Raw genomic sequence first — 21,451 nt, forward strand, 5'->3', positions numbered from 1 at the left:
CGTGAAGTGAATCACTTGCGCCGTGTCGATGGAGGCGCATTATAGGGAGCCGGTTCAGAATGACAAGCGATAATATGCATTTTTTATCTGACCGCTCACTATTCATTCGTAACGCCTATTAAACCCGCTTTTTGATGGCTGCCGGCAGGTCCGCCAGGCTATTTAGCACCCAATCGGCCAGCTGTTCGCCCTGCTCGGTCACCGGCTTGCCGGTGCGCACCAATACCTTGGTACCAACGCCGGCCGCGATCGCCGCCTGCATATCTTCCGGTTTATCGCCCACCATATAAGAAGCGGCCATATCGATGTTCAATTCCTGCTGCGCTTGCAGCAGCATGCCCGGCTGCGGTTTACGGCAGTCACACACCTGACGATACTCTTCTATTACTGCCTCCGGATGGTGCGGGCAGAAATAGATGCCGTCGAAGTCGACGTCGCGATCGGCCAGCGACCAGTCCATCCACTCGGTCAGGTACATAAACTGGTCTTCGCTGAACTTGCCGCGCGCAATGCCGGACTGGTTGGTCACCATCACCAACGCGAATCCCATCTTTTTGAGTTCGCGACAGGCGTCAATCACGCCGTCAATAAAGTGGAAGTTGTCGATTTCATGGACATAGCCATGGTCAACGTTAATCGTACCGTCACGATCGAGAAAAATTGCTGGAACGCTTTGTGTCACCGCTTTGCTCCTGAGGGCCTGTATACGCTGACAGTATCGCATGTTTTACCCCGCACTGAGAACGCCGGAGAACGTCGTTGGCCGTTGACTTGGACGTCTAGACGCCTTAACATCTGATCCATACCTTGGTTCCACGCCGAGGTTTACTTTTATCTAGCCACGGGCAACCACGCTAAAATAAGAAGAATATGATTAAACTTTCTAACATCACTAAAGTGTTCCAGCAGGGTTCGCGCACTATTACCGCGCTCTCTGACGTGACCCTTCACGTCCCTGCCGGGCAAATCTATGGCGTTATCGGGTCTTCCGGTGCCGGCAAAAGCACGCTGATCCGCTGCGCCAACATGCTGGAGCGCCCAACGTCCGGCCAGGTCCTGGTCGATGGTCAGGATCTGACTTCGCTGTCTGAAAGCGAACTGACGCGCGCCCGTCGCCAAATCGGCATGATCTTCCAGCACTTCAACCTGCTCTCTTCCCGCACGGTGTTCGGCAACGTGGCGCTGCCGCTGGAGCTGGACAATACGCCGCGCGCCGAGATCAAAAAGCGCGTGACCGAACTGCTGGAGCTGGTCGGCCTGGCGGACAAGCACGACGCCTACCCGGCCAACCTGTCCGGCGGCCAGAAACAGCGCGTGGCGATCGCCCGTGCGCTGGCCAGCAATCCCAAAGTGCTGCTGTGCGACGAAGCCACCAGCGCGTTGGATCCGGCCACCACCCGTTCCATCCTGGAACTGCTGAAAGACATCAACCGCCGTCTGGGCCTGACCATTCTGCTCATCACCCACGAAATGGACGTGGTGAAACGCATCTGCGACCAGGTCGCGGTCATCAGCCAGGGGCAACTGATCGAAAAAGACAGCGTCAGCGAAGTGTTCTCACACCCGAAAACCCCGCTGGCCCAACAGTTCATTCAGTCCACGCTGCATCTGGATATCCCGGACGACTACGCCGCACGCCTGTCGCCGGAACGTCAGGGCGACCGCCAGCCGCTGCTGCGCCTGGAATTCACCGGCCAGTCGGTCGATGCGCCGCTGCTGTCTGAAGCCGCTCGCCGCTTCAACGTGAACAACAACATTATCAGCGCCCAGATGGATTATGCCGGCGGCGTGAAATTCGGCGTGATGCTGGCGGAGCTGCACGGCAGCGACGAAGACGCGCTGGCGACGATTAAGTTCCTGCAAGAAAATCAGGTAAAAGTAGAGGTTCTGGGTTATGTCTGAGGCAATGATGTGGTTGATGGCGCGTGGCGTGTGGGAAACCGTCATGATGACCTTTGTCTCCGGCTTCTTCGGTTTCGTGCTCGGCCTGCCGGTCGGCGTGCTGCTGTATGTCACCCGCCCGGGGCAAATCATCGCCAACAACTCGCTGTATAAAATCCTGTCCGGGCTGGTGAACATCTTCCGTTCCATCCCGTTCATTATCCTGCTGGTTTGGATGATTCCGTTTACCCGCATGATCGTCGGCACCTCTATCGGTCTGCAGGCGGCCATCGTGCCGTTGACCGTTGGCGCCGCACCGTTCATCGCGCGCATGGTGGAAAACGCCCTGCTGGAGATCCCGTCCGGTCTGGTGGAAGCGGCGCGCGCCATGGGTGCCACGCCGATGCAGATCATCAAGAAAGTGTTGCTGCCGGAAGCCCTGCCGGGCCTGGTCAACGCCGCAACCATCACGCTGATCACCCTGGTGGGCTACTCCGCCATGGGCGGCGCGGTCGGCGCCGGTGGTCTGGGCCAAATCGGTTACCAATACGGTTATATCGGTTATAACGCCACAGTGATGAATACCGTATTAGTATTACTGGTAGTTTTGGTTTATCTGATCCAGTTCTGCGGCGATCGCATCGTCAAAGCCGTTACCCATAAATAGTTTCACAGCATGTTAATGCGAGTCTAATGAGGAAGGGATATGTCGTTAAAATTTAAATCCATCGCGGCAATTGGCGCACTGATCGGTACTCTGGCTCTGGCGGGCTGTGGCCAGGATGAAAAGAATCCAAACCACATCAAGGTCGGTGTGATCGTCGGCGCTGAGCAGCAAGTAGCTGAAGTCGCTCAGAAAGTGGCGAAAGAGAAATACGGTCTGGACGTTGAGCTGGTGACCTTCAACGACTACGTGTTGCCTAACGAAGCGCTGAGCAAAGGCGATATCGATCTGAACGCCTTCCAGCACAAGCCATACCTGGATCAGCAAATCAAAGATCGCGGTTACAAGCTGGTGCCGGTCGGCAGCACCTTTGTTTACCCGATTGCCGGTTACTCCAAGAAAATCAAATCGCTGGACGAACTGAAAGACGGCTCTCAGATCGCACTGCCTAACGATCCGACCAACCTGGGCCGTTCGCTGCTGCTGCTGCAGAAAGTCGGCCTGATCAAACTGAAAGACGGCGTTGGCCTGCTGCCGACCGTGCTGGACGTGACCGAGAACCCGAAAAACCTGAAGCTGGTTGAGCTGGAAGCGCCTCAGCTGCCACGTTCCCTGGATGATCAGCAGATCGCGCTGGCGGTAATCAACACCACTTACGCCAGCCAGATCGGCCTGACGCCGGCGAAAGACGGTCTGTTCGTGGAAGACAAAGACTCGCCTTACGTCAACCTGCTGGTTGCGCGCGAAGATAACAAAGATGCGGAAAACGTGAAGAAATTCGTGCAGGCCTATCAGTCTGACGAAGTCGACGCCGCCGCCAACAAAATCTTCAACGGCGGTGCGGTGAAAGGCTGGTAAGCGCTTATTCGCCAATTTTATTCCTATAATTGCAAGACGGGCCAAGGCCCGTCTTGTTATTTCCGCCATAGATTGCTTCAATAGCGCCACTTTCATTAAGGCAGAGGAATCTCAATGCGTGTTTTACCTCTCTGTTTGTTAGCGCTCGCGCTGGCCGGATGTTCATCGCAACGTATCGCGCCGTCCTCAACAAACAGCACCAGCAAGCCGACCACCACCAGCCCGGCCAAGACCACGCCGGCCGCCCGCCCTGCTCCGGTAAAACTGTACAAAAGTGCAGAAGAGCTCGTGGGTAAACCGTTCCGCGATCTGGGTGAAGTGTCCGGCGAATCGTGCCAAACCACCGTACAAGACTCCCCACCGAATCTGGCCACCGCCCGTAAGCGCATGCAAATCCGCGCGTCTTACATGAAGGCCAACGCCGTGCTGCTGCACGACTGCCAGATTGTCAGCGGCGTCGCCGGTTGTTACCAGCAGGCCGTCTGCCAGGGCTCGGCGCTTAACGTCTCGTCCAAATGACCGAATTCGTTTTCGAGCAGATCGGCGTGATCCGCTCGCCGTATAAAGAAAAATTCGCCGTTCCCCGCCAGCCGGGGCTGGTCGAAGACGGTGGCGGCGAACTGCTGCTGCTGCCGCCCTACAACCAGGCGGAGGCGGTACGCGGCCTCAGCGATTTCAGCCATCTGTGGGTGATGTTCATTTTCCATCAAACCCTGGAAGGCGGCTGGCGGCCGACGGTGCGCCCGCCGCGTTTAGGCGGCAATGCCCGCATGGGCGTGTTCGCCACCCGCTCCACCTTCCGCCCCAACCCGCTCGGCATGTCCCTGATCGAACTGAAAGGCGTGCGGGTAAAAAACGGCGACGTGGTGCTGGAGCTGGGCAGCCTCGATCTGGTCGACGGCACCCCGGTGGTGGACATCAAGCCTTATCTGCCGTTCGCCGAGAGCCAGCCGCAGGCCCGCGCCGGCTTTGCCCAGGCCGCGCCCGCCGGCGACATGCCGGTGCGCTTCGCGCCGCAGGCCGAGCAGCAGCTGCAGCAACATCAGGCGCGTTACCCGCAATTAAGGCGTTTTATCAGCCAGGTGCTGGCGCAAGACCCCCGTCCCGCCTATCGTAAAGGAGAGGACGTCGAACGGGATTACGCCGTCTGGCTGCTGGATTTCAACGTGCGCTGGCGCGTCGTGGACGGTCATACCGAAGTGTTGGCGCTCGACCCGCGTTAAAATTCCGCCGCCTCTCTTTTGGCGACCCGCTCGCGCTGGTAAACTAAACCACTTTTGTCACTTTTGGCCGCCACTCTGGCAGCCCGATGCAATTTGCAGTTCTAACGGAACCAAAACACCATGCGTACTAGCCAATATCTGCTCTCCACTCTGAAGGAGACACCTGCCGACGCCGAAGTGATCAGCCACCAGCTGATGCTGCGCGCCGGGATGATCCGCAAGCTGGCCTCCGGTCTTTACACCTGGCTGCCGACCGGCCTGCGCGTTCTGAAAAAGGTTGAAAACATCGTTCGCGAAGAAATGAACAATGCTAATGCGATCGAAGTGTCTATGCCGGTGGTTCAGCCTGCCGACCTGTGGCAGGAAAGCGGCCGTTGGGAGCAATACGGCCCCGAGCTGCTGCGCTTTGTCGACCGCGGCGACCGTCCGTTCGTGCTGGGCCCGACGCACGAAGAAGTGATCACCGATCTGATCCGCAACGAGATCAGCTCGTACAAACAGCTGCCGCTGAACTTCTTCCAGATCCAGACCAAGTTCCGCGATGAAGTGCGCCCGCGTTTCGGCGTGATGCGTTCCCGTGAGTTCCTGATGAAGGATGCCTACTCCTTCCATACCTCACAGGAGTCTCTGCAGGAGACTTACGACGCGATGTACGAAGCGTACAGCAAAATCTTCAGCCGCATGGGCCTGGATTTCCGCCCGGTGCAGGCCGATACCGGCTCGATCGGCGGCAGCGCCTCGCACGAATTCCAGGTGCTGGCAGACAGCGGTGAAGACGATATCGTATTCTCCACCGGTTCCGACTTCGCCGCCAACATCGAGCTGGCGGAAGCGGTCGCGCCGGCGGCTCCACGCGCGGCGGCCGGCGAAGAATTGCGACTGGTGGATACGCCAAACGCCAAAACCATCGTTGAGCTGGTCGAGCAGTTCCAGTTACCGGTGGAAAAAACCGTGAAGACGCTGATGGTGCGCGCCACCGAAGAGAGCGGCCACAAGCTGGTTGCCCTGCTGGTGCGCGGCGATCACGAGCTGAACGAAATCAAGGCCGAGAAGCTGGCGCAGGTTGCCGCGCCGCTGACCTTCGCCACCGAAGAAGAAATTCGCGCCATCGTCGGCGCCGGCCCGGGTTCACTCGGCCCGGTCAACCTGCCGATGCCGGTGGTTGCTGACCGCAGCGTAGCGGCGATGAGCGACTTTGGCGCCGGTGCCAACGTTGACGGCAAACACTACTTCGGCATCAACTGGGAGCGCGACTTGCCGCTGCCACAGGTGGCCGATATCCGTAACGTGGTGGAAGGCGACGCCAGCCCGGACGGTCAGGGCACGCTGCTGATCAAACGCGGCATCGAAGTGGGCCATATCTTCCAGCTCGGCACCAAGTACTCGGAAGCGATGAAAGCGACCGTGCAGGGCGAAGACGGCCGTAACCAGGTGCTGACCATGGGCTGCTACGGCATCGGGGTCACGCGCGTCGTGGCCGCCGCCATCGAGCAGAACCATGACGAACGCGGCATCATCTGGCCGGACGCCATCGCGCCGTTCCAGGTAGCGATCCTGCCGATGAACATGCACAAGTCGTTCCGCGTGCAGGCGCTGGCCGAAGAGCTGTACAACACCCTGCGCTCCCACGGCATCGACGTGATCCTCGATGACCGCAAAGAGCGTCCGGGCGTGATGTTCGCGGATATGGAGCTGATCGGCGTGCCGCACTCTATCGTTATCGGTGACCGCAACCTCGACAACGAAGAGATCGAGTACAAGAACCGCCGCGTCGGCGAGAAGCAAATGATCAAAACCGGCGAAATCGTTGATTTCCTGCTGGGCCAGATCAAACGCTAAGCGACGAACGCCAGAAAATAAAAAACCCGCTCAGGCGGGTTTTTATATATCCGAAATTGCTTATTTGCTGCTGCAGTTCTTGCTGCGGTCGAACGCGATTTTACCGTCCGGCACCAGCGCCTTTTCGGTCAGACCTTCCTCCATCGACGGCTGCACGCTGAAGTGCGCGCTGAACGTCAGGAATACCGGCTCGCCGGCGGCCTTATATGCTTTGGCGTAACCTTGCTCCAGCGCGATGTTGTTGTCCACCGGGAAGGTTTTGCCGGTAGCGCAGTCCTTGAAGACGGCCGCGTCCGCCATATAGGTGTAGCTGCCTTTCAACGTCATCGGCGTTTTAGGCAACGGCTTCTCAACCGGATCCAGGCGGTAATTCAGCTTGGACTCGATCGGCACGCCGCTGCGATCCAGCATTTCCAGGCTCTTGCCCACCGGGCGGAAGTAGCGTTTTTCGCCGTTGCTGTCGGTCAGCACCAGTTTATCCGCCGTGCGCGCCCATTTACCGTAATCGGCAAAGGTCTGATCGCCGTCTTTGGTGCCGCGATAGGTTTCCTGCAGCACGAAGGTGCCGTCCTCATCCAGGAACAGCGCCGTATCCAGACCGCCGCAATCGGCGCAAGGCAACACCCCTTGATAGCTCTGCGGCATCGGCTGCAGCGGTTGTTCCTTCGGTTGATAATGATTGTTGCATCCCAACAACGAGAGTGCGCCTGCCGCGAGGAACAGGGCTACCGTAATTTTTTTCACAGTTATTCTCCTACTGTGTTCATGTATTCCTAAGTGCGAACCTTGCCACGCAGCGCCTTGGTGGCGCCTTTACGCGCCTTGCCTTCCAGGCGACGCAGTTTGGCCCCTTTCGTGGGCTTGGTCGCCTTGCGCGTTTTTTCCACCACCATCGCCTGCCGAATCAGCTCGGCCAGCCTGGCCAACGCCGCTTCGCGATTCAATTCCTGGCTGCGATACTCTTGCGCCTTGATAATCACCACGCCATCAGCGGTAATAAGATGATGATTCAGCGCCAGCAGCCGTTCCTTATAATACTCTGGCAGGCTGGATGCCCGGATGTCAAAGCGCAAATGGATCGCCGTTGAGGTTTTGTTCACGTGCTGGCCGCCCGCGCCCTGCGCGCGGATCGCCGTCAATTCCAGCTCATTATCCGGTATGGCTACGTTTCTTGACAGTTCAAGCACCGGTCACACCTGTGCCTGCTGCCACTCGGCAAACTGGATTTCCAGACTATTCTGAGCATCGGACAGCCAAATAGTTCCCTCTTGCAACGTCGCCTGCAGCGTCATGGTGCGGCTGGCCAATGCCGTCAGGCGCGCCAGCTGTTCGTCGTCGAGAAAACGCACGCTCAGGTTCTTGTGGCCGGCCACCTTGCCCTGCATTCCCTGCCACCATACGTGCGCGGCGCGCTCGCCGTAAGCGTACAGCACCACGCGCGGCGACTGGTTGCAGGCCTTGCGAATGCGCTTCTCGTCGGGCAATCCCATCTCGATCCACATTTCCAGCCCATTGTGGTCGTTGCGCTGCCAGATCTCCGGCTCGTCGTCGGCGCTCAGCCCTTTGGTGAACACCAGCCGTTCGTCGGCATGGCAGATCCAGGCCAGCAGGCGCAGCATCATGCGCTGCTCGTTTTCGGACGGGTGTTGCGCCAGCGTCAGCGTGGCGTCGTGGTAGAAGTGACGATCCATATCAGCAATATTGACCGCGGCTTTATAAATGGTTGCTTTCAGCGCCATGGGTGACCTCGTTATTATCCGGCGACAGTGTACTTGATCAGGGCCAAACCCCGCCAGCGCGGCCAGGCCGCGGCAGTGCGAAAGGCGTGCCAGGGTGCTGATAACTCCATAACAGCTGTGCTATAGTCGTCTAGGATAGGATAAAACTCCGAGAGCCTGCGCCTCATCGCGAGAGCGGTCTTGATGATGCAGAGGTTCTTAAGGGAGGAAACTGTGCAACAATACTGTGAGTTAGTACGCCGTACTTACGCCGAGATTGGCAGTGGAGATCTTGGCTACGTGCCTGATGCGCTGGCTTGTGCGTTAAAGGCATTGGACGATGTCGCAGCGAACGACGCGCTACCGTCCTCCGTTAGGGAACAGGCGGCCTTTGCCGCCGCTAACTTATTGGTGAGCGACTATGTTGATGAATGATGAGTACCAACCCATCAATTGCGATGACTACGACAACCTGGAACTCGCCTGTCAGCATAAACTTATTCTGAAGCTGGAGTTACGCGACGGAGAAGTGATCGAGGCCAAGGCGATCGACCTGCTGCAAAAGAAACGCGTTGAGTATCTGACCATCGAACAGAACGGCCAACAGCGCGACCTGCGCCTTGACCATATCAGCAGTTTCAGTCATCCGGAAATCGGTACCGTGGTCGTCAGTCTGTCGGACTGAGCAGCGGTAACCCCATCCCAACAGGGCAGCCCAACGGCTGCCCTCGTCATTTAAGGCTTCAGGCTGGCGTAAAAGGCCGCCAGATCGGCGATATCGTCATCCGACAGCCCCGACACATAGGCCTTCATCACCTCAGCCTGGCCGCCGTTGCGCTCCCCTTTCTTATACGCCTGCAGCGCGTGCTGCAGGTACATGGCGTTCTGCCCGGCCAGATTCGGGTACATCGGCACCGTCACCTTGCCCTGCGCGCCGTGGCACGCCGCGCAGGCGGCGGCTTTCGCCTGGCCGGCGGCCGCATCCCCCGCCGCCAACGCCGGCAGGCTGAACAGGCCGGTGGCCAACAGCATGATCCCCACAAACTTCATCATTGCTCCTCGCTATTATGATTTTTTTCCCAGCGCAGCCGCCACGGGCGTTCGCCTTCCGGCACCTGCCCCGCTTCACAGACGAATACGCCCAGCGCGGCGATCAGCTGCTCATCATAATAAATCAACGGGATGCGTTCACGCTGCCAGGGCGGAATACCCAGCTCCTGCCACAGTTTTTTTATCGGCCGCGAATGGGCGCGCCCCACGATGCGCACCACACCCTGCACGCCGCCGAACCGAACGCTGACCTGTTGCGATGGCTGCGGTGCGCGCAGCACCAGCTCGCCCTCACCGGGAATCAACTGCCCCAGCCCGTCCGGCAATGTCAGCGGCTGGTCAGGCTGCCAGGGCAGATGCACATCGCGCAGCGCCGCCAGCGGCGGCAACAGGTGCAACCGGCCGCGGAAACGGCGAATCTGATAGGCGCCGAGCTGCAGCTGCGGTTCGGCATCCTCCCGGCTGAGCGCCACCTCTTCCCACAGGCGCTGAAGCTGCTCACGCGCCGGCATAGTGACGTTAAACAATGCGATCCAGCGCCGCAGCAAGGCGAAGCGCCGCACCGGCGAACAGTCTGTCAGGCCGTCAATCGCCAATGAGCGATCCGCCGCCAACAGGCTTTGCAGCGGTTCCGCCAGCAGTTCGTCCAGCAGTTGCTCCTGCTCGGCGCACAGGCCGGCGCTGCGCGACACCGCCGAGGCGAAGTGCGGCCAGCGTTGATTGAGCTGCGGCAGCACCTGCAACCGCAGGAAATTGCGATCGAAGCGCGTGTCCTGATTGCTGTCGTCATCGATCCAGGTTAAGGCGTGGCGTTGCGCGTAGCTTTCCAGCGTCTGACGCGAACAGCCCAACAGCGGCCGCAACAGCAGGTGCTCGCCCAACGCCGCGCGCGCCGCCATCGCCGACAGCCCCGCCGGCCCGCTGCCGCGCTTGAGCGCCAACAGGAAGGTTTCGCTTTGATCGTCAAGGTGTTGAGCGGTGAGCAGCGCTTCGCCCTCCGTCAGCGCGGCGCTGAAGGCGGCATAGCGCGCTGCACGCGCCGCCGCTTCGATACCGCCCTGGCGGGCGTCCACCTGCACGTGCGTCACCGTCAGCGGGATCTGCCAGTCGGCACAGCGGCTGCGGCAATGCTCAACCCAGCGGTCGGCAAAGGCGCTCAGGCCGTGATGCACGTGCAGCGCACGCAGCTGCAGCGCCGGACGCTGGCGGCGCAAGGCCGCCAGCACATGCAGCAGTACGCTGGAATCCAGGCCGCCGCTGAACGCCACCAGCAGCCGCTGCTGCGCGCCCAACTGGTCTGCCACCCGCGTCGTTAATTGATCAGTATTCATCGGTAGGCTTTGTCACTTCTACATAGCTGCACGTTAACCCCGCCTACCGTCATCAATCAAGCATTAACCGTCCGGGCCTGGCGCCGCGTCAGCAACCACCAGCCGCCCAGCACCGCGATCACCGCCAGCGCGCATCCGGCCGCTCCCCAGCCGATCTGAGCGAAAATGCGGCCATACGCCTGCATCACCGCTCCCTCGATATGATCCTCGGCGGTCTGATTGGCGATAATGCCCGCCAGGTAGTTGGCGATCGAGCCGGTCGCCAGCATATAGATACCGGTCAGCACGCCGGTGGCGCCGGGTATATTCAGCCGGGTGATCTGCGCCATCGCCACCGGATCGATAAACAGTTCGGCGAAGCCCATCACCGCCAGGCCGGCGATCATCAGCCCCATCGATCCCGGCCCATGCAACCGCGTATTGAGCGCCATCAGCGTAAAGCCGACGCCGATCAACAGCAGACCGAAGGCGAACTTGCACCAGATGCGCAGCGTGCGATCGCCCGTACCGTCGCCGCCCGCCAGCCATGCCAGCGCCACGCCGCCCAGCATCACCGCGCAGGCGTTAACCGACTGGAACAGCGCGGTCGGCACCGTCCAGCCGAACCAGCGCCGATCGACGAAGTGATCGATAAACAGGCTGATGGAGCTGCCGCCCTGCTGGGCGAAAGCCCAGAACAACGTGCCCAGCAGCATCAGCACAACGATCTGCAACAGCCCCCGGCGCTGGCCGGCGTCCGCACGCAGCATAATGCGCGCCACCAGCACCACCGCCGCCACGCATACCAGCCCGAGCAAATAGCCGGCCCAGTCGTGCACAAACAGCAGCGTGAAGAACAGCGGCGATGCCAGCAGCGCCGCCAACAGTCAACCCCAGTGCGGCAAACCCAGGCTTTTGGCGCGCATCAGCGGTGCATTCACGCCGCGGGTATGGCGGAAGTGGCGCCCGCCGAGCAGGAAGATCGCCAGGCCGGCGAACATGCCGATCCCGGCCAACGCAAAGCCAACGTGCCAGCCATAGCGCTCGGCCGCCAACCCGCAGGCGATCGGCGCCAAAATGGAACCGACGTTGCCGGCGGCGTACAGCAGCGAGAAGCCCCCTTCGCGGCGCGAGTCCTGCGCCGGATACAGCTCGCCCAGCAGGCAGCTGATATTAGATTTGAACAGGCCGTAGCCGCAGATGATGATGGCCAGCGCCAGATAGAGCGACTGGGCGGAGACCGCACTCAGGCCGAGCACGATATGCCCCAGCGTCATCAGCGCCGAGCCGGCAATCACCGCGACGCGATTGCCCAGCAGGCGGTCGGCGAGCCAGCCGCCCAAAATAGGAGTGACATAAACTAACGAAGCGTAAGCGCTGTAAAGATCGATGGCGTGGCTGTCGGTATAGCCGAGTTGGTGGGTCAGATAGAGAATCAGTAACGCACGCATGCCGTAAAAGCTGAAATATTCCCAAATTTGTATGGCTACGACATAGTAGATTGCGCGCGGCTGTGAGGGTGTTTTCATGGAGGTCTCCCATCAGTCGGTGAACGACAAAGGGGAAGCGCGAGCGCCTCCCCTGTTATTGGCTGCGGTTATTTCGCCTTCAGCACTTTCACCCGATAACGTCCGTCCGCCTGACGATAGGCGCCGTGAATGTCGGTTTCAAAGCCCGGATAATGCGCGCCGATTTCGCACAGCATCTGCAGGAACTCCAGCACCGGCCGGCTCTCCTCGGTCAGCATTTCGCCCGGCATCACCAGCGGCACGCCCGGTGGGTATGGGAGGATCATATTGGCATTGACCTTGCCGACCATCTCTTCCAGATAGACTTCTTCCACTTCGCCGTGCAGCTCTTTCTGGAACGCCTGGTACGGGTTCATCACCATGGTTGGCAGCACTTCGAACGCGCGATACATCAGGTCCGGCAGGTTGTGTTGCTCCACCAGGCGGTGAATGTTCTGCGCCAGATCCTGAATGCGCATGTTTTCATAGAAATCAGGCGCTTCCTGATACAGCGAAGGCAGCATGTTTTTCACCCGCAGGTTCAGATCGAACGAGCGTTTGAAGTCGGTCATCGCGCGCAGCAGGCTGAGCGCCTTGGTTTTGTCGATGCCGATGCTGAACAGGAACAGCAGGTTGTACGGCCCGGTTTTCTCGACGATGATGCCGCGTTCGTCGAGGTATTTCGCCACGATGCTGGCCGGGATACCGAACGGCTGCATCTCGCCCTCCTTGCTCATCCCCGGCGTCAGAATGGTGACCTTGATCGGGTCGAGATACATGTGTTCGTTATCGATGTTCTTGAAGCCGTGCCAGGCGCTGTCGGAGCGCAGCGGCCAGCATTCCGGCTCATCGATATGCTCCGGCTGCCAGACGTCGAAGAACCAGCCGTCGGATTCGACTTTCAGGCGTTTGATCTCTTTGCGGAACTTGATCGCGCGTTCGATAGAGCCGTTGATCAGGCGCTTGCCGGCGTTGCCTTTCATCATCGCCGCGGCGGTTTCGGTCGACGCCACGATGCCATAGTGCGGCGAAGTGGTGGTGTGCATCATGTAGGCTTCGTTAAAGGTCTCTTCGTTGATGTCACCCTTCACGTGAATCATCGAAGCCTGCGAGAAGGCCGCCAGCAGCTTGTGGGTAGACTGGGTTTCATAGATCACCTTGCCCTCCACACGGCCGCCGCTCATGCCGCACTTGCCTTTATAGATCGGGTGGAAGTTGGTGTAAGGCACCCAGGCGGAATCGAAGTGGATAGACTTCACGTCCAGGGTGTTCTTGATAAAGTCGGTGTTGTACAGCAGGCCGTCATAGGTGGAGTTGGTGATCACCGCGTGCACCGGCCAGGTGGCGTTCGGGGTCTCCTTCACGCGTTTGGCGATGGTGGCGCGCTGGAACTCGCTCTGCGGAATACCGCCGAGGATGCCATAGGCGTTGCGGGTCGGGCGGAAGTAGATCGGCGTGATGTCGCTCATCATCATCAGGTGAGTCAGCGACTTGTGGCAGTTACGGTCAATCAGTACCGTGCTGCCCGCCGGCGCCGAATACATGCCGACGATCTTGTTGGCGGTAGAGGTGCCATTGGTGACCATGTAGCTGCGTTCGGCGTTGAATACGCGGGAAATGTACTCTTCCGCCTCTTTGTGCGGGCCGGAGTGATCCAGCAACGATCCCAGTTCGGACACCGAAATCGAGATATCCGACTTCATGGTGTTCGGGCCAAAGAAATCGTAGAAGATACTGCCCACCGGACTTTTCTGGAACGCGGTACCGCCCATGTGGCCCGGCGTACAGAAGGTGTATTTGCCTTCGCGCACGTATTTGAACAGCGCCTTGGTCAACGGCGGCAGGATGGTGTCGATATACTCGTCGGTATTCTGTTTGATCTTGGCGGCGATGTCGGTCGCCGCGCCGAGCGCATATTCGAAGAAGCGCACCTGCATGCGCAGATCGTTCAGGCTGACGTCCAGCGTCGAATAGGTGTTGGCGAACGCGTACAGCGGCATGTACTCGTTCAGCTGGCTGATCTCTTCGCACAGCTCCAGGTTGTATTTGTCCCAGTCGAAGATCACCCCGCACAGACGGGCGTTGTTCTCGATCAGTTTCAGCAGGTCTTCGCGATCGTTAGGGTAAACGATGCGGAAATCCAGACTTTCCAGCGCCTGATGCAGTTCACGGATAGGCTCTTCTTTGAAGTAGACACCCATGTGATTCATGATGGCGATAACGTTCATATGCATTTCTCCTGGCAAAGCAAGCCCCTTCCCGTCGCGGCTGACAGGTCGGAAAGAAAGGGGCTGGGTAAATTCAGTCGGTCAGCGGACGCGAATCAGTGCGCTTTGGCCGTGGTGTTTTCATCGACCGCCGCTGCGTTGGCAGCCTGGCGGGTATTCATTTTCCGGGCGTAGAACATCAGGATAATCAGGCTGATGATAAAGGTGCCGGACAGTTCGAATGAGTTGGCGCCCATCAGTGCGATGAAGCAGAAGCCGCAGCCGCACACCGAAGCGATCAGGCTCAGCAGGTTGCGCACGTTGACCCCTTCGAAGCGGATCAGGTCTACGCAGGAGTAGAAGTAAGGCAGCATGGTCAGCAGCACCGCGATGCCGGTCAGTTCGCCGAACAGGTCGGACGCTTTGCCACCGGCGGAGCTCATCAGGGTGATCAGCACCATCAGCGCGGTCATTTTGCAACCGGCCAGCAGCAGGCCTTTCTTCGGAATGCCGTTTTTATCCAGCTCGCCGTACACTTTCGGGAAGTTGCCGTCGTTGGCGGCACGGACCCCGGCCTGGCCAACCAGCATCATCCACGAACCCAGAGACGTCAGGCAGGCGAAGGCGGTGAAGGCGGAAACCATCGGTGCGGCCCAGTTGCCCATAATCGCCGAGGCGCTGATGGCGAACGGCGCGCCGCTGGCGGCCATTTCAGACGCCGGGAACATACCGCTGATCACCTGGGTGGCAGCGATGTAGATAATGCCCGCCAGGCCGGTGCCGAGCATGGTTGCCAGCGGCACGGTGCGTTTCGGGTTTTTCACCATGCCGGTGCTGACCGCTGCGGATTCCACGCCGATAAACGCCCACAGGCACAGCAGGATACTTTTGATGACCGCATGGCTGTCGGTGGTGCCGGAGGTATTCCAGTTAGCCTGATAGGTGGCGGCGTCAAACCAGTGCCAGCCGACGGTGGCAGTCACGATCACCGGGATCAGCACCAGCACCAGGCCCAGGGTGGTCAAACGACTGACCCAGGTTCCGCCCAGCATGTTGACGAAGGTGAAGATCCACACGATAGCGATACAGGCGATGCCGGCAGGTACCGGGTTGTTCAGCGCCGGGAAGAAGGTGGAGAGATAAGAAACGGCGGTAATGCCGATGGCCAGGTTACCGATCCAGTTGGCATGGTAATAAAGCACGCCGGTCTGGAAACCGAAGGCCGGGGAAATTTCACCCGCGTAGGCGATAGGGCCGCCCTGCTGCGGGTTTTTGGTGGCGAGGCGGGCATACACATAGGCCAGCGACATCGCCCCGATAATCGAGATCACCCATCCCCAGATGGCGATAGATCCGAGACTCGCCAGGTTGGCGGGCAATAAGGCAATCCCGCTCCCCATCATATTACCGGCGACGACGCCGGTGCAGGCAATAAGCCCTATTTTCTTGGGTGAAGCCATGGTCAGTTTCTCCTGATTTACGTTTCTTATAAGCCACACCCATAAATAAAAGATTTTAATGAGCCGGCTTGATAGTCAGGATGCTAACCATCGGGGGGAATAAAGTCCTAAAGATAAAGTGAGATTACGCTCATGATCATACAAATGATAACCTGAGGTTTTTCATTAACACATCAAGATAAAAAGATAAGCTAAAGAAAAGATAAACATCATTTAAAAACAACAACATGACAAGGTTAATGACGCATAACAAACGGCAAAAAAGAAATAATATCGCGCAGCAAAATAATACATTCACGCAACATGCCTTCACCAATAAATAACGCCGCCATGATTCCCGGAGAATAATGGCGGCGTGATATCGGTTAATTATTGGCGCTGATAGTTATTTAAATAAGGCACCACGTTGGTCAATGACGTTTGGAATACGCCATTGGTGATCCAATGCAATGTGTCTTCGCCGGGGCGAAGATTGAATGCGGTAATATAAGAATCCGCCGCCAAATGGTTCTGCCCCTGCATTTCATACACCTTGCCCAGCAGCACATAATTCAGCCACGACATTTGCAATTCAATCCCCAGATCGATCGCCCGATGCGCCTCGTCAATGCGCCCCTGCGTCAATGCATCTACCGCCAGAACTTGCTGCATGATTGGCGTGTTTTTCAATTCGGGGATCGTCGCCAGATGGCTGATATCGGCGCGCAATTGCGCCAGGGCCTGGCTGTCGAACGGTTGATAAGAATTACGCAGCAGATCCACCAGCGCCTTTTCGGCCAGCAGGTAATGGAAGTTCGGCGCGCTTTTAATCAGCTCGCTCAGCTGGGCGCTGGCGCGGGTCAACGAATCGGCGTCGCCGTGGATCAGCAACTGGTGCGCCTGGTAGAAACGCTGCAGCAACGGCCCGTTGTCGGGCAGCAGCTGCGCCAGGCGCTGCTCCAGCTGTGGCGGCCAGGGCTGCTTCAGCGCAGCGGACAGGCTGGAGAGGAAGTCGGTCTGGATCTTCAGCTGGTTATCGGCGGTAATAAAGTAACGCTTGTCCAGCATGACTGAGCTGTCGGCGTTATCCACCAGCCGCACGGACAGGAAACACTGCTGGGCGCGGTAGTGGCGCTGATTGACGAACTCGATATACAGCGACTTGCCCGAGTTGCTGGGGCCGGAATAGTTGTAGTTGGTCTGGTCGTGTACCAGGAAGGTCGAGTAGGTGTTCAGCGAATCGGTGATCAGCTCGCTGACGCCCACCACATAAGAGAGCTGCGGCATCCAGTTGCTGCAGCTCTCGCCGCCCTGGATGCGAATATCGATATCGCGCGGGTTTAGCAGCACCGGCATGGTGGATACCGGCACGCGCTGCGACAGCGTGGCGATGCCGACAAACGCCACGCAGACGCTGAGCGCCGCCAGAAACGCCAACCACACCCAGAAGGTCGAGCGGCGATAAAAACGCGGCTTCTTTTCGCCGGGCGCGGCAGGCGGTGCGCTTGTCCGGCGCGGCGGCACATACGGCGTCTCGTCTTCCTCGCTGCCGTCTTCCGGCTCATGCATGATCACCGCGATCTGCGGCGCCTGTGCGGGAGCGGGTTGCGTCTCCCCTTCTTCACACCAGATCACCGACGTCGCCAGCTTATACCCGCGCTTGGGCACGGTGATAATGTATTCCGGGCTGTCGCTGTCACCGTCTTTCAGGTATTTGCGCAGCTCTGAAATACATTGGGTCACCACATGGTTGGTGACGATATTGCGCTTCCAGACGTTGTCGATCAGCTCGTCGCGGCTCAGCACCACGTCGGGATGCCGGGCGAAATAGCACAGCATGTCGATCAGGCGCGGTTCCAGCGTTTTTTGGCGTCCGTCGCGGCTGATGGTGTTGTCGGCAGGGGTAACCAGCCACTCCCCGACGCGAAAAGCAGGCTCTTGCATGGCGGAAATAACTCTGTAGGCATGTAGGGCAAGGGCGCGATCATAGCATAACCGCCCCGGCTGTGGCCGCCGGGAGGCGATTAAGCCGTTAACTCTCGTATAATTCTAACGGTAAACCATCGGGATCGCTGAAAAAGGTAAAACGGGATTGGGTATAAGGATCGACGCGTACCGGTTCGCAGGCGACGCCGGCCGCCTGCAGATGGGCGATGGCCTGGCCAATGTCGTCAACGCTGAACGCCAGATGGCGCAGGCCGCAGGCCTCCGGGCGGCTGACGCGGGCCGGCGGCGAAGGGAAAGAAAACAGCTCGATAGTGTATTGCCCGTTGAGCGCCAGATCGGCTTTCCAGGAGCCGCGCTCCTCGCGGTAGACTTCGCTCAGCAGGGTAAATCCGAGAATGTCGCAGTAAAAATGCTTACTGGCGGCGTAGTCCGCGCCAATGATCGCGATATGGTGTACCTGACGTAACGCCAGCATGGCGGCCTCTCCTGTTCGGTCTGATGAGGCAAGGTATCCGGCGGCGGCGATGCCGTCAATGAGAACGCCCGGCATATCTTTCCAAACCGCCGGGCGTGTAATGCATTACGGCAGCGGGGCTTTCAACACCTTGACCAGATAGCGTCCGTCCTCCGTCAGTTTGGCGCCGTGGATGTCGGTTTCAAAACCGGGGTAACGTTCGCCGATCGAGCACAGCATCAGCAGAAAGTCGAGCACTGCCCGGCTCTCTTCGGTGATCATTTCCCCCGGCATCACCAGCGGCACGCCCGGCGGATACGGCAGGATCATATTGGCCGCCACCTTGCCCACCAGCTGATCCAACTCACAGGTTTCCACGTTGCCGCGCACCTGCTCCTGGAACATCTGGTGCGGCGTCAGCTTCATTTCCGGCAGCACGTCGAACGCCCGCTGCATCAGGCGCGGCAGATCGTGTTGGCAGATCAGGCGATGAATGCCGGCGGCCAGATCCTGAATGCGCATGTTGCGGTAGAAATCCGGATCCTCGGCGTACAGATCCGGCAGCATGTTCTTCACCCGCAGGTTGAGATCGTAGGCGCGTTTGAAATCGGTCAGGCCGCGCAGCAGGCTCATCGCCTTGGTTTTATCGATGCCGATACTGAACAGGAACAGCAGGTTATACGGCCCGGTCTTCTCCACCACGATACCCCGCTCGTCGAGGTACTTCGCCACCAGCGCCGCCGGGATCCCCTCCTCCTCCAGCGTACCCAGCTCGTTCATGCCCGGCGTCAGGATCGTCACCTTGATCGGATCGAGGTACATGTGATCGCGATCGGTCTGGCCAAAACCGTGCCAGTTGTCGTCCGGATCCAATGGCCAGCATTGCGCCTCATCGATCTCTTCCGGCTGCCAAATGTCGAAGAACCAACTGTCGCTCTCCTCGCGCAGCCGCTGCACTTCACGGCGAAAATGCAGCGCACGCTCCACCGAACGGTTGATCAAGCGGCGCCCCGGGTTGCCGCGCAGCATGGCGGCGGCGGTCTCCATCGATGCCACGATGCCATAGTGCGGCGAGGTGGTGGTATGCATCATGTAGGCTTCGTTGAAGGTGCTCTCGTCGTAGTCGCCCTTGATATGAATCATCGAGGCCTGCGAGAAGGCTGCCAACAGCTTGTGCGTCGACTGGGTTTCGTAGAAAACCTTACCGGGCACCCGCTCGCCGCTCATGCCGCTTTTGCCGTCGTAAATCGGATGGAAGTTGGTGTAAGGCACCCAGGCGGAGTCGAAGTGGATCGATGGCACTTCCAGCGTCTGCTTGATGTAGTCGGTGTTGTACAGCAGGCCGTCATAGGTGGAATTGGTGATCACCGCGTGCACCGGCCAGGTGGCGTTCTCGGTCTCCTGCACCCGGGCGGCGATGCTTTCGCGGGTAAACTCGCGCTGCGGAATGCCGCCGAGGATGCCGTAGGCGTTGCGCAGCGGGCGCAGATAGATCGGCACGATATCGCTCATCATCAGCAGGTGACACAGCGATTTGTGGCAGTTGCGGTCGATCAGCACCGTGCTGCCGGCCGGCGCCGAATACATGCCGACGATCTTGTTGGCGGTGGAGGTGCCGTTGGTGACCAGATAGCTCTGCTCGGCGTTGAAGGTGCGCGCGATATACTCTTCGGCCTCCAGGTGCGGCCCGGTGTGATCCAGCAGCGAACCAAGCTCGGTAACCGAAATCGAGATGTCGGCCTTCAGGGTATTGGCGCCGAAGAAATCGTAGAACAGGCAGCCCACCGGGCTTTTTTGAAACGCGGTGCCGGCCATGTGGCCCGGCGTGCAGAAGGTGTACTTCCCTTCGCGCACATAGTTGAATAACGCCTTGGTCAGCGGCGGCGTAATGGTGTCGATGTATTCCGCGGTGTACTGCTGGATGCGCTGCGCGATATCGTCTGCCGCATTCAGGCCATACTCGAAGAAATAGAGCACCATGCGCATTTCATGCAGGCTGACGTCGAAGGTAGAGTGGGTATTGATAAAGGCATACAGCGGCAGGTATTCGTTCAGCTCGTTGATCTCGCTGCACAGCTCCAGGCTGTAGTCGTCCCAGTCGAAGATCACCCCGCAGATGCGGGCGTTGGCTTCGATCAGCTTCAGCAGATCACCGCTGTTTTTGGGGTACACCAGCTGGAATCCCATGGCGGCCAGCGCCGCGTGGAGCTCGCGGATCGGCTCATCTTTGTAGTAGACGCCCGTCGGGCCCATGATGGCGATGATATTCATCGGCAGCTCCTGTCAGTTAACGGCCAAGTCTCTATAACACCACGAAAATCCGGCGGTGTGTAGCCAAAAAAAAACCGCCCGGAGGCGGTTTCTTGCTGCGAGCGCAGAACTCAGCAGTAGCCGTAGTTCATCAGACGCTGGTAGCGACGGTTGAGCAACTCTTCGTCGTTCAGACCGTCCAGATCTTTCAGATCGGCCAGCAGCTGCGCTTTCAGCGCAGCTGCCATCGCCGGCACGTCGCGGTGCGCGGAACCCAGCGGCTCCGGGATCACCGAGTCGATCAGCTTCAGCTCTTTCAGGCGCGGCGCGGTGATGCCCATCGCTTCTGCGGCCAGCGGCGCCTTGTCGGCGCTCTTCCACAGGATGGAAGCACAGCCTTCCGGCGAAATCACCGAGTAGGTGCTGTACTGCAGCATGTTCACCTTATCGCCCACGCCGATCGCCAGCGCGCCGCCGGAGCCGCCTTCGCCGATGACGGTGCAGATGACCGGGATATTCAGACGCGACATCTCACGCAGGTTGCGTGCGATGGCTTCGGACTGGCCGCGCTCTTCCGCGCCCACGCCCGGATAAGCGCCCGGGGTATCGATAAAGGTGATGAGCGGCATCTTGAAGCGGGCGGCCATTTCCATCAGGCGCAGCGCTTTACGGTAGCCTTCCGGCGCCGGCATGCCGAAGTTGCGGCGGATCTTCTCTTTGGTTTCACGGCCTTTCTGGTGCCCGATGATCATCACCGGGCGGCCATCCAGGCGCGCAATACCACCGACGATCGCTTTGTCGTCGGCGTAAGCGCGATCGCCCGCCAACTCTTCGAAGTCGGTAAAGATGTGTTTGATATAATCCAGGGTATAAGGACGGCGCGGGTGGCGTGCCAATTGGGCAATCTGCCAAGCCCCAAGATCGGCAAAAATCTTGCGCGTCAGCTCAACGCTCTTTTCACGCAGGCGCTGAACCTCTTCGTCCAGATTAATATCCAATTTTTCGTCTTGACGGCTGACTGCAGTCAGCGAGTCAATTTTCGCTTCCAGCTCTGCAATCGGCTGTTCAAAATCAAGAAAATTCAGACTCATAGCATTCCTATT

Annotated in this window: 20 protein-coding genes and 1 pseudogene; 8 read left to right on the plus strand and 13 right to left on the minus strand. The window is 59.1% G+C overall.

Annotated features, from left to right (window positions below; translation table 11 throughout):
* Positions 1–118: 118 nt before the first annotated feature.
* A complete protein-coding gene (gene gmhB / locus WCL58_RS19620) occupies positions 119–682 on the minus strand; it encodes a D-glycero-beta-D-manno-heptose 1,7-bisphosphate 7-phosphatase (protein ID WP_038874480.1) in 564 nt (187 codons plus the stop codon).
* A 188-nt stretch (positions 683–870) separates the two neighbouring features.
* Here gmhB and metN point away from each other — a divergent pair, with 188 nt between their 5' ends.
* The 6 genes from metN (at position 871) to proS (ending at position 6,465) form a co-directional block, all read left to right on the plus strand.
* A complete protein-coding gene (metN, locus tag WCL58_RS19625; protein ID WP_004932012.1) occupies positions 871–1,902 on the plus strand; it encodes a methionine ABC transporter ATP-binding protein MetN in 1,032 nt (343 codons plus the stop codon).
* Positions 1,895–2,548: a methionine ABC transporter permease MetI gene (locus WCL58_RS19630; protein WP_004932010.1), complete on the plus strand. Its 654-nt coding sequence runs from the start codon at positions 1,895–1,897 to the stop codon at positions 2,546–2,548. The genes metN and WCL58_RS19630 overlap by 8 nt, the downstream gene beginning before the upstream one ends.
* Positions 2,549–2,587: 39 nt before the next feature.
* On the plus strand, positions 2,588–3,403 hold the full coding sequence (locus WCL58_RS19635; protein WP_041036453.1) for a MetQ/NlpA family lipoprotein: 816 nt from the start codon (positions 2,588–2,590) through the stop codon (positions 3,401–3,403).
* Positions 3,404–3,517: 114 nt separating this feature from the next.
* Positions 3,518–3,922 carry an Rcs stress response system protein RcsF gene (gene rcsF, locus WCL58_RS19640; protein WP_033649823.1) on the plus strand — a complete coding sequence of 135 codons (405 nt, stop codon included), beginning with the start codon at positions 3,518–3,520 and terminating at the stop codon, positions 3,920–3,922.
* Entirely contained in the window at positions 3,919–4,626 is a 708-nt protein-coding gene (gene tsaA / locus WCL58_RS19645; protein WP_033649822.1) for a tRNA (N6-threonylcarbamoyladenosine(37)-N6)-methyltransferase TrmO, read from the plus strand. The genes rcsF and tsaA overlap by 4 nt, the downstream gene beginning before the upstream one ends.
* Before the next feature lie 120 nt (positions 4,627–4,746).
* Entirely contained in the window at positions 4,747–6,465 is a 1,719-nt protein-coding gene (gene proS / locus WCL58_RS19650) for a proline--tRNA ligase (RefSeq protein ID WP_041036458.1), read from the plus strand.
* Positions 6,466–6,525: 60 nt separating this feature from the next.
* On the opposite strand, the gene nlpE is transcribed toward proS, so the two are convergent.
* From nlpE to WCL58_RS19665, 3 genes are read right to left on the minus strand one after another with little or no spacing between them, the layout of a single operon-like run.
* Positions 6,526–7,209 carry an envelope stress response activation lipoprotein NlpE gene (nlpE, locus tag WCL58_RS19655; protein ID WP_187322708.1) on the minus strand — a complete coding sequence of 228 codons (684 nt, stop codon included), beginning with the start codon at positions 7,207–7,209 and terminating at the stop codon, positions 6,526–6,528.
* Between the two features lie 29 nt (positions 7,210–7,238).
* Complete coding sequence (arfB, locus tag WCL58_RS19660; RefSeq protein WP_336851509.1) at positions 7,239–7,652, minus strand: alternative ribosome rescue aminoacyl-tRNA hydrolase ArfB; 414 nt, start codon at positions 7,650–7,652, stop codon at positions 7,239–7,241.
* 3 nt (positions 7,653–7,655) lie between these two features.
* Positions 7,656–8,204, minus strand: coding sequence for a YaeQ family protein (locus WCL58_RS19665; protein WP_033649819.1), 549 nt, complete (start codon positions 8,202–8,204; stop codon positions 7,656–7,658).
* 213 nt (positions 8,205–8,417) lie between these two features.
* Here WCL58_RS19665 and WCL58_RS19670 point away from each other — a divergent pair, with 213 nt between their 5' ends.
* Together WCL58_RS19670 and rof are read left to right on the plus strand one after the other, a co-directional pair.
* Positions 8,418–8,618 (plus strand): YaeP family protein, encoded by a 201-nt coding sequence (locus WCL58_RS19670; RefSeq protein ID WP_004931993.1) that lies wholly within the window; start codon positions 8,418–8,420, stop codon positions 8,616–8,618.
* Entirely contained in the window at positions 8,605–8,868 is a 264-nt protein-coding gene (gene rof / locus WCL58_RS19675) for a Rho-binding antiterminator (RefSeq protein WP_004931991.1), read from the plus strand. The genes WCL58_RS19670 and rof overlap by 14 nt, the downstream gene beginning before the upstream one ends.
* Before the next feature lie 50 nt (positions 8,869–8,918).
* On the opposite strand, the gene WCL58_RS19680 is transcribed toward rof, so the two are convergent.
* The 9 genes and pseudogenes from WCL58_RS19680 to accA form a co-directional block, all read right to left on the minus strand.
* Positions 8,919–9,233 (minus strand): c-type cytochrome, encoded by a 315-nt coding sequence (locus WCL58_RS19680; protein ID WP_084827234.1) that lies wholly within the window; start codon positions 9,231–9,233, stop codon positions 8,919–8,921.
* Entirely contained in the window at positions 9,233–10,564 is a 1,332-nt protein-coding gene (tilS, locus tag WCL58_RS19685) for a tRNA lysidine(34) synthetase TilS (RefSeq protein ID WP_033649817.1), read from the minus strand. Before tilS ends, WCL58_RS19680 begins: the two co-directional genes overlap by 1 nt.
* A gap of 56 nt (positions 10,565–10,620) precedes the next feature.
* Positions 10,621–12,072: pseudogene (dtpD, locus tag WCL58_RS19690) on the minus strand (dipeptide permease DtpD).
* A 68-nt stretch (positions 12,073–12,140) separates the two neighbouring features.
* Complete coding sequence (cadA, locus tag WCL58_RS19695) at positions 12,141–14,279, minus strand: lysine decarboxylase CadA (protein WP_033649815.1); 2,139 nt, start codon at positions 14,277–14,279, stop codon at positions 12,141–12,143.
* A gap of 95 nt (positions 14,280–14,374) precedes the next feature.
* Complete coding sequence (gene cadB, locus WCL58_RS19700; protein ID WP_033649814.1) at positions 14,375–15,718, minus strand: cadaverine/lysine antiporter; 1,344 nt, start codon at positions 15,716–15,718, stop codon at positions 14,375–14,377.
* 369 nt (positions 15,719–16,087) lie between these two features.
* Entirely contained in the window at positions 16,088–17,641 is a 1,554-nt protein-coding gene (gene cadC, locus WCL58_RS19705; RefSeq protein WP_060429307.1) for a lysine decarboxylation/transport transcriptional activator CadC, read from the minus strand.
* 88 nt (positions 17,642–17,729) lie between these two features.
* Positions 17,730–18,119: a VOC family protein gene (locus tag WCL58_RS19710; protein WP_060388405.1), complete on the minus strand. Its 390-nt coding sequence runs from the start codon at positions 18,117–18,119 to the stop codon at positions 17,730–17,732.
* Between the two features lie 105 nt (positions 18,120–18,224).
* Entirely contained in the window at positions 18,225–20,369 is a 2,145-nt protein-coding gene (locus tag WCL58_RS19715; RefSeq protein WP_089186407.1) for a lysine decarboxylase LdcC, read from the minus strand.
* Positions 20,370–20,479: 110 nt separating this feature from the next.
* The gene (gene accA, locus WCL58_RS19720; protein ID WP_019455765.1) at positions 20,480–21,439 is read right to left on the minus strand and encodes an acetyl-CoA carboxylase carboxyl transferase subunit alpha; all 960 of its coding nucleotides are present in this window, start codon (positions 21,437–21,439) and stop codon (positions 20,480–20,482) included.
* Positions 21,440–21,451: the final 12 nt, after the last annotated feature.

Origin of the sequence: Serratia sp. TMDUHS_CL, from assembly GCF_037137105.1 — a bacterium.
GTDB lineage: Bacteria > Pseudomonadota > Gammaproteobacteria > Enterobacterales > Enterobacteriaceae > Serratia > Serratia nevei.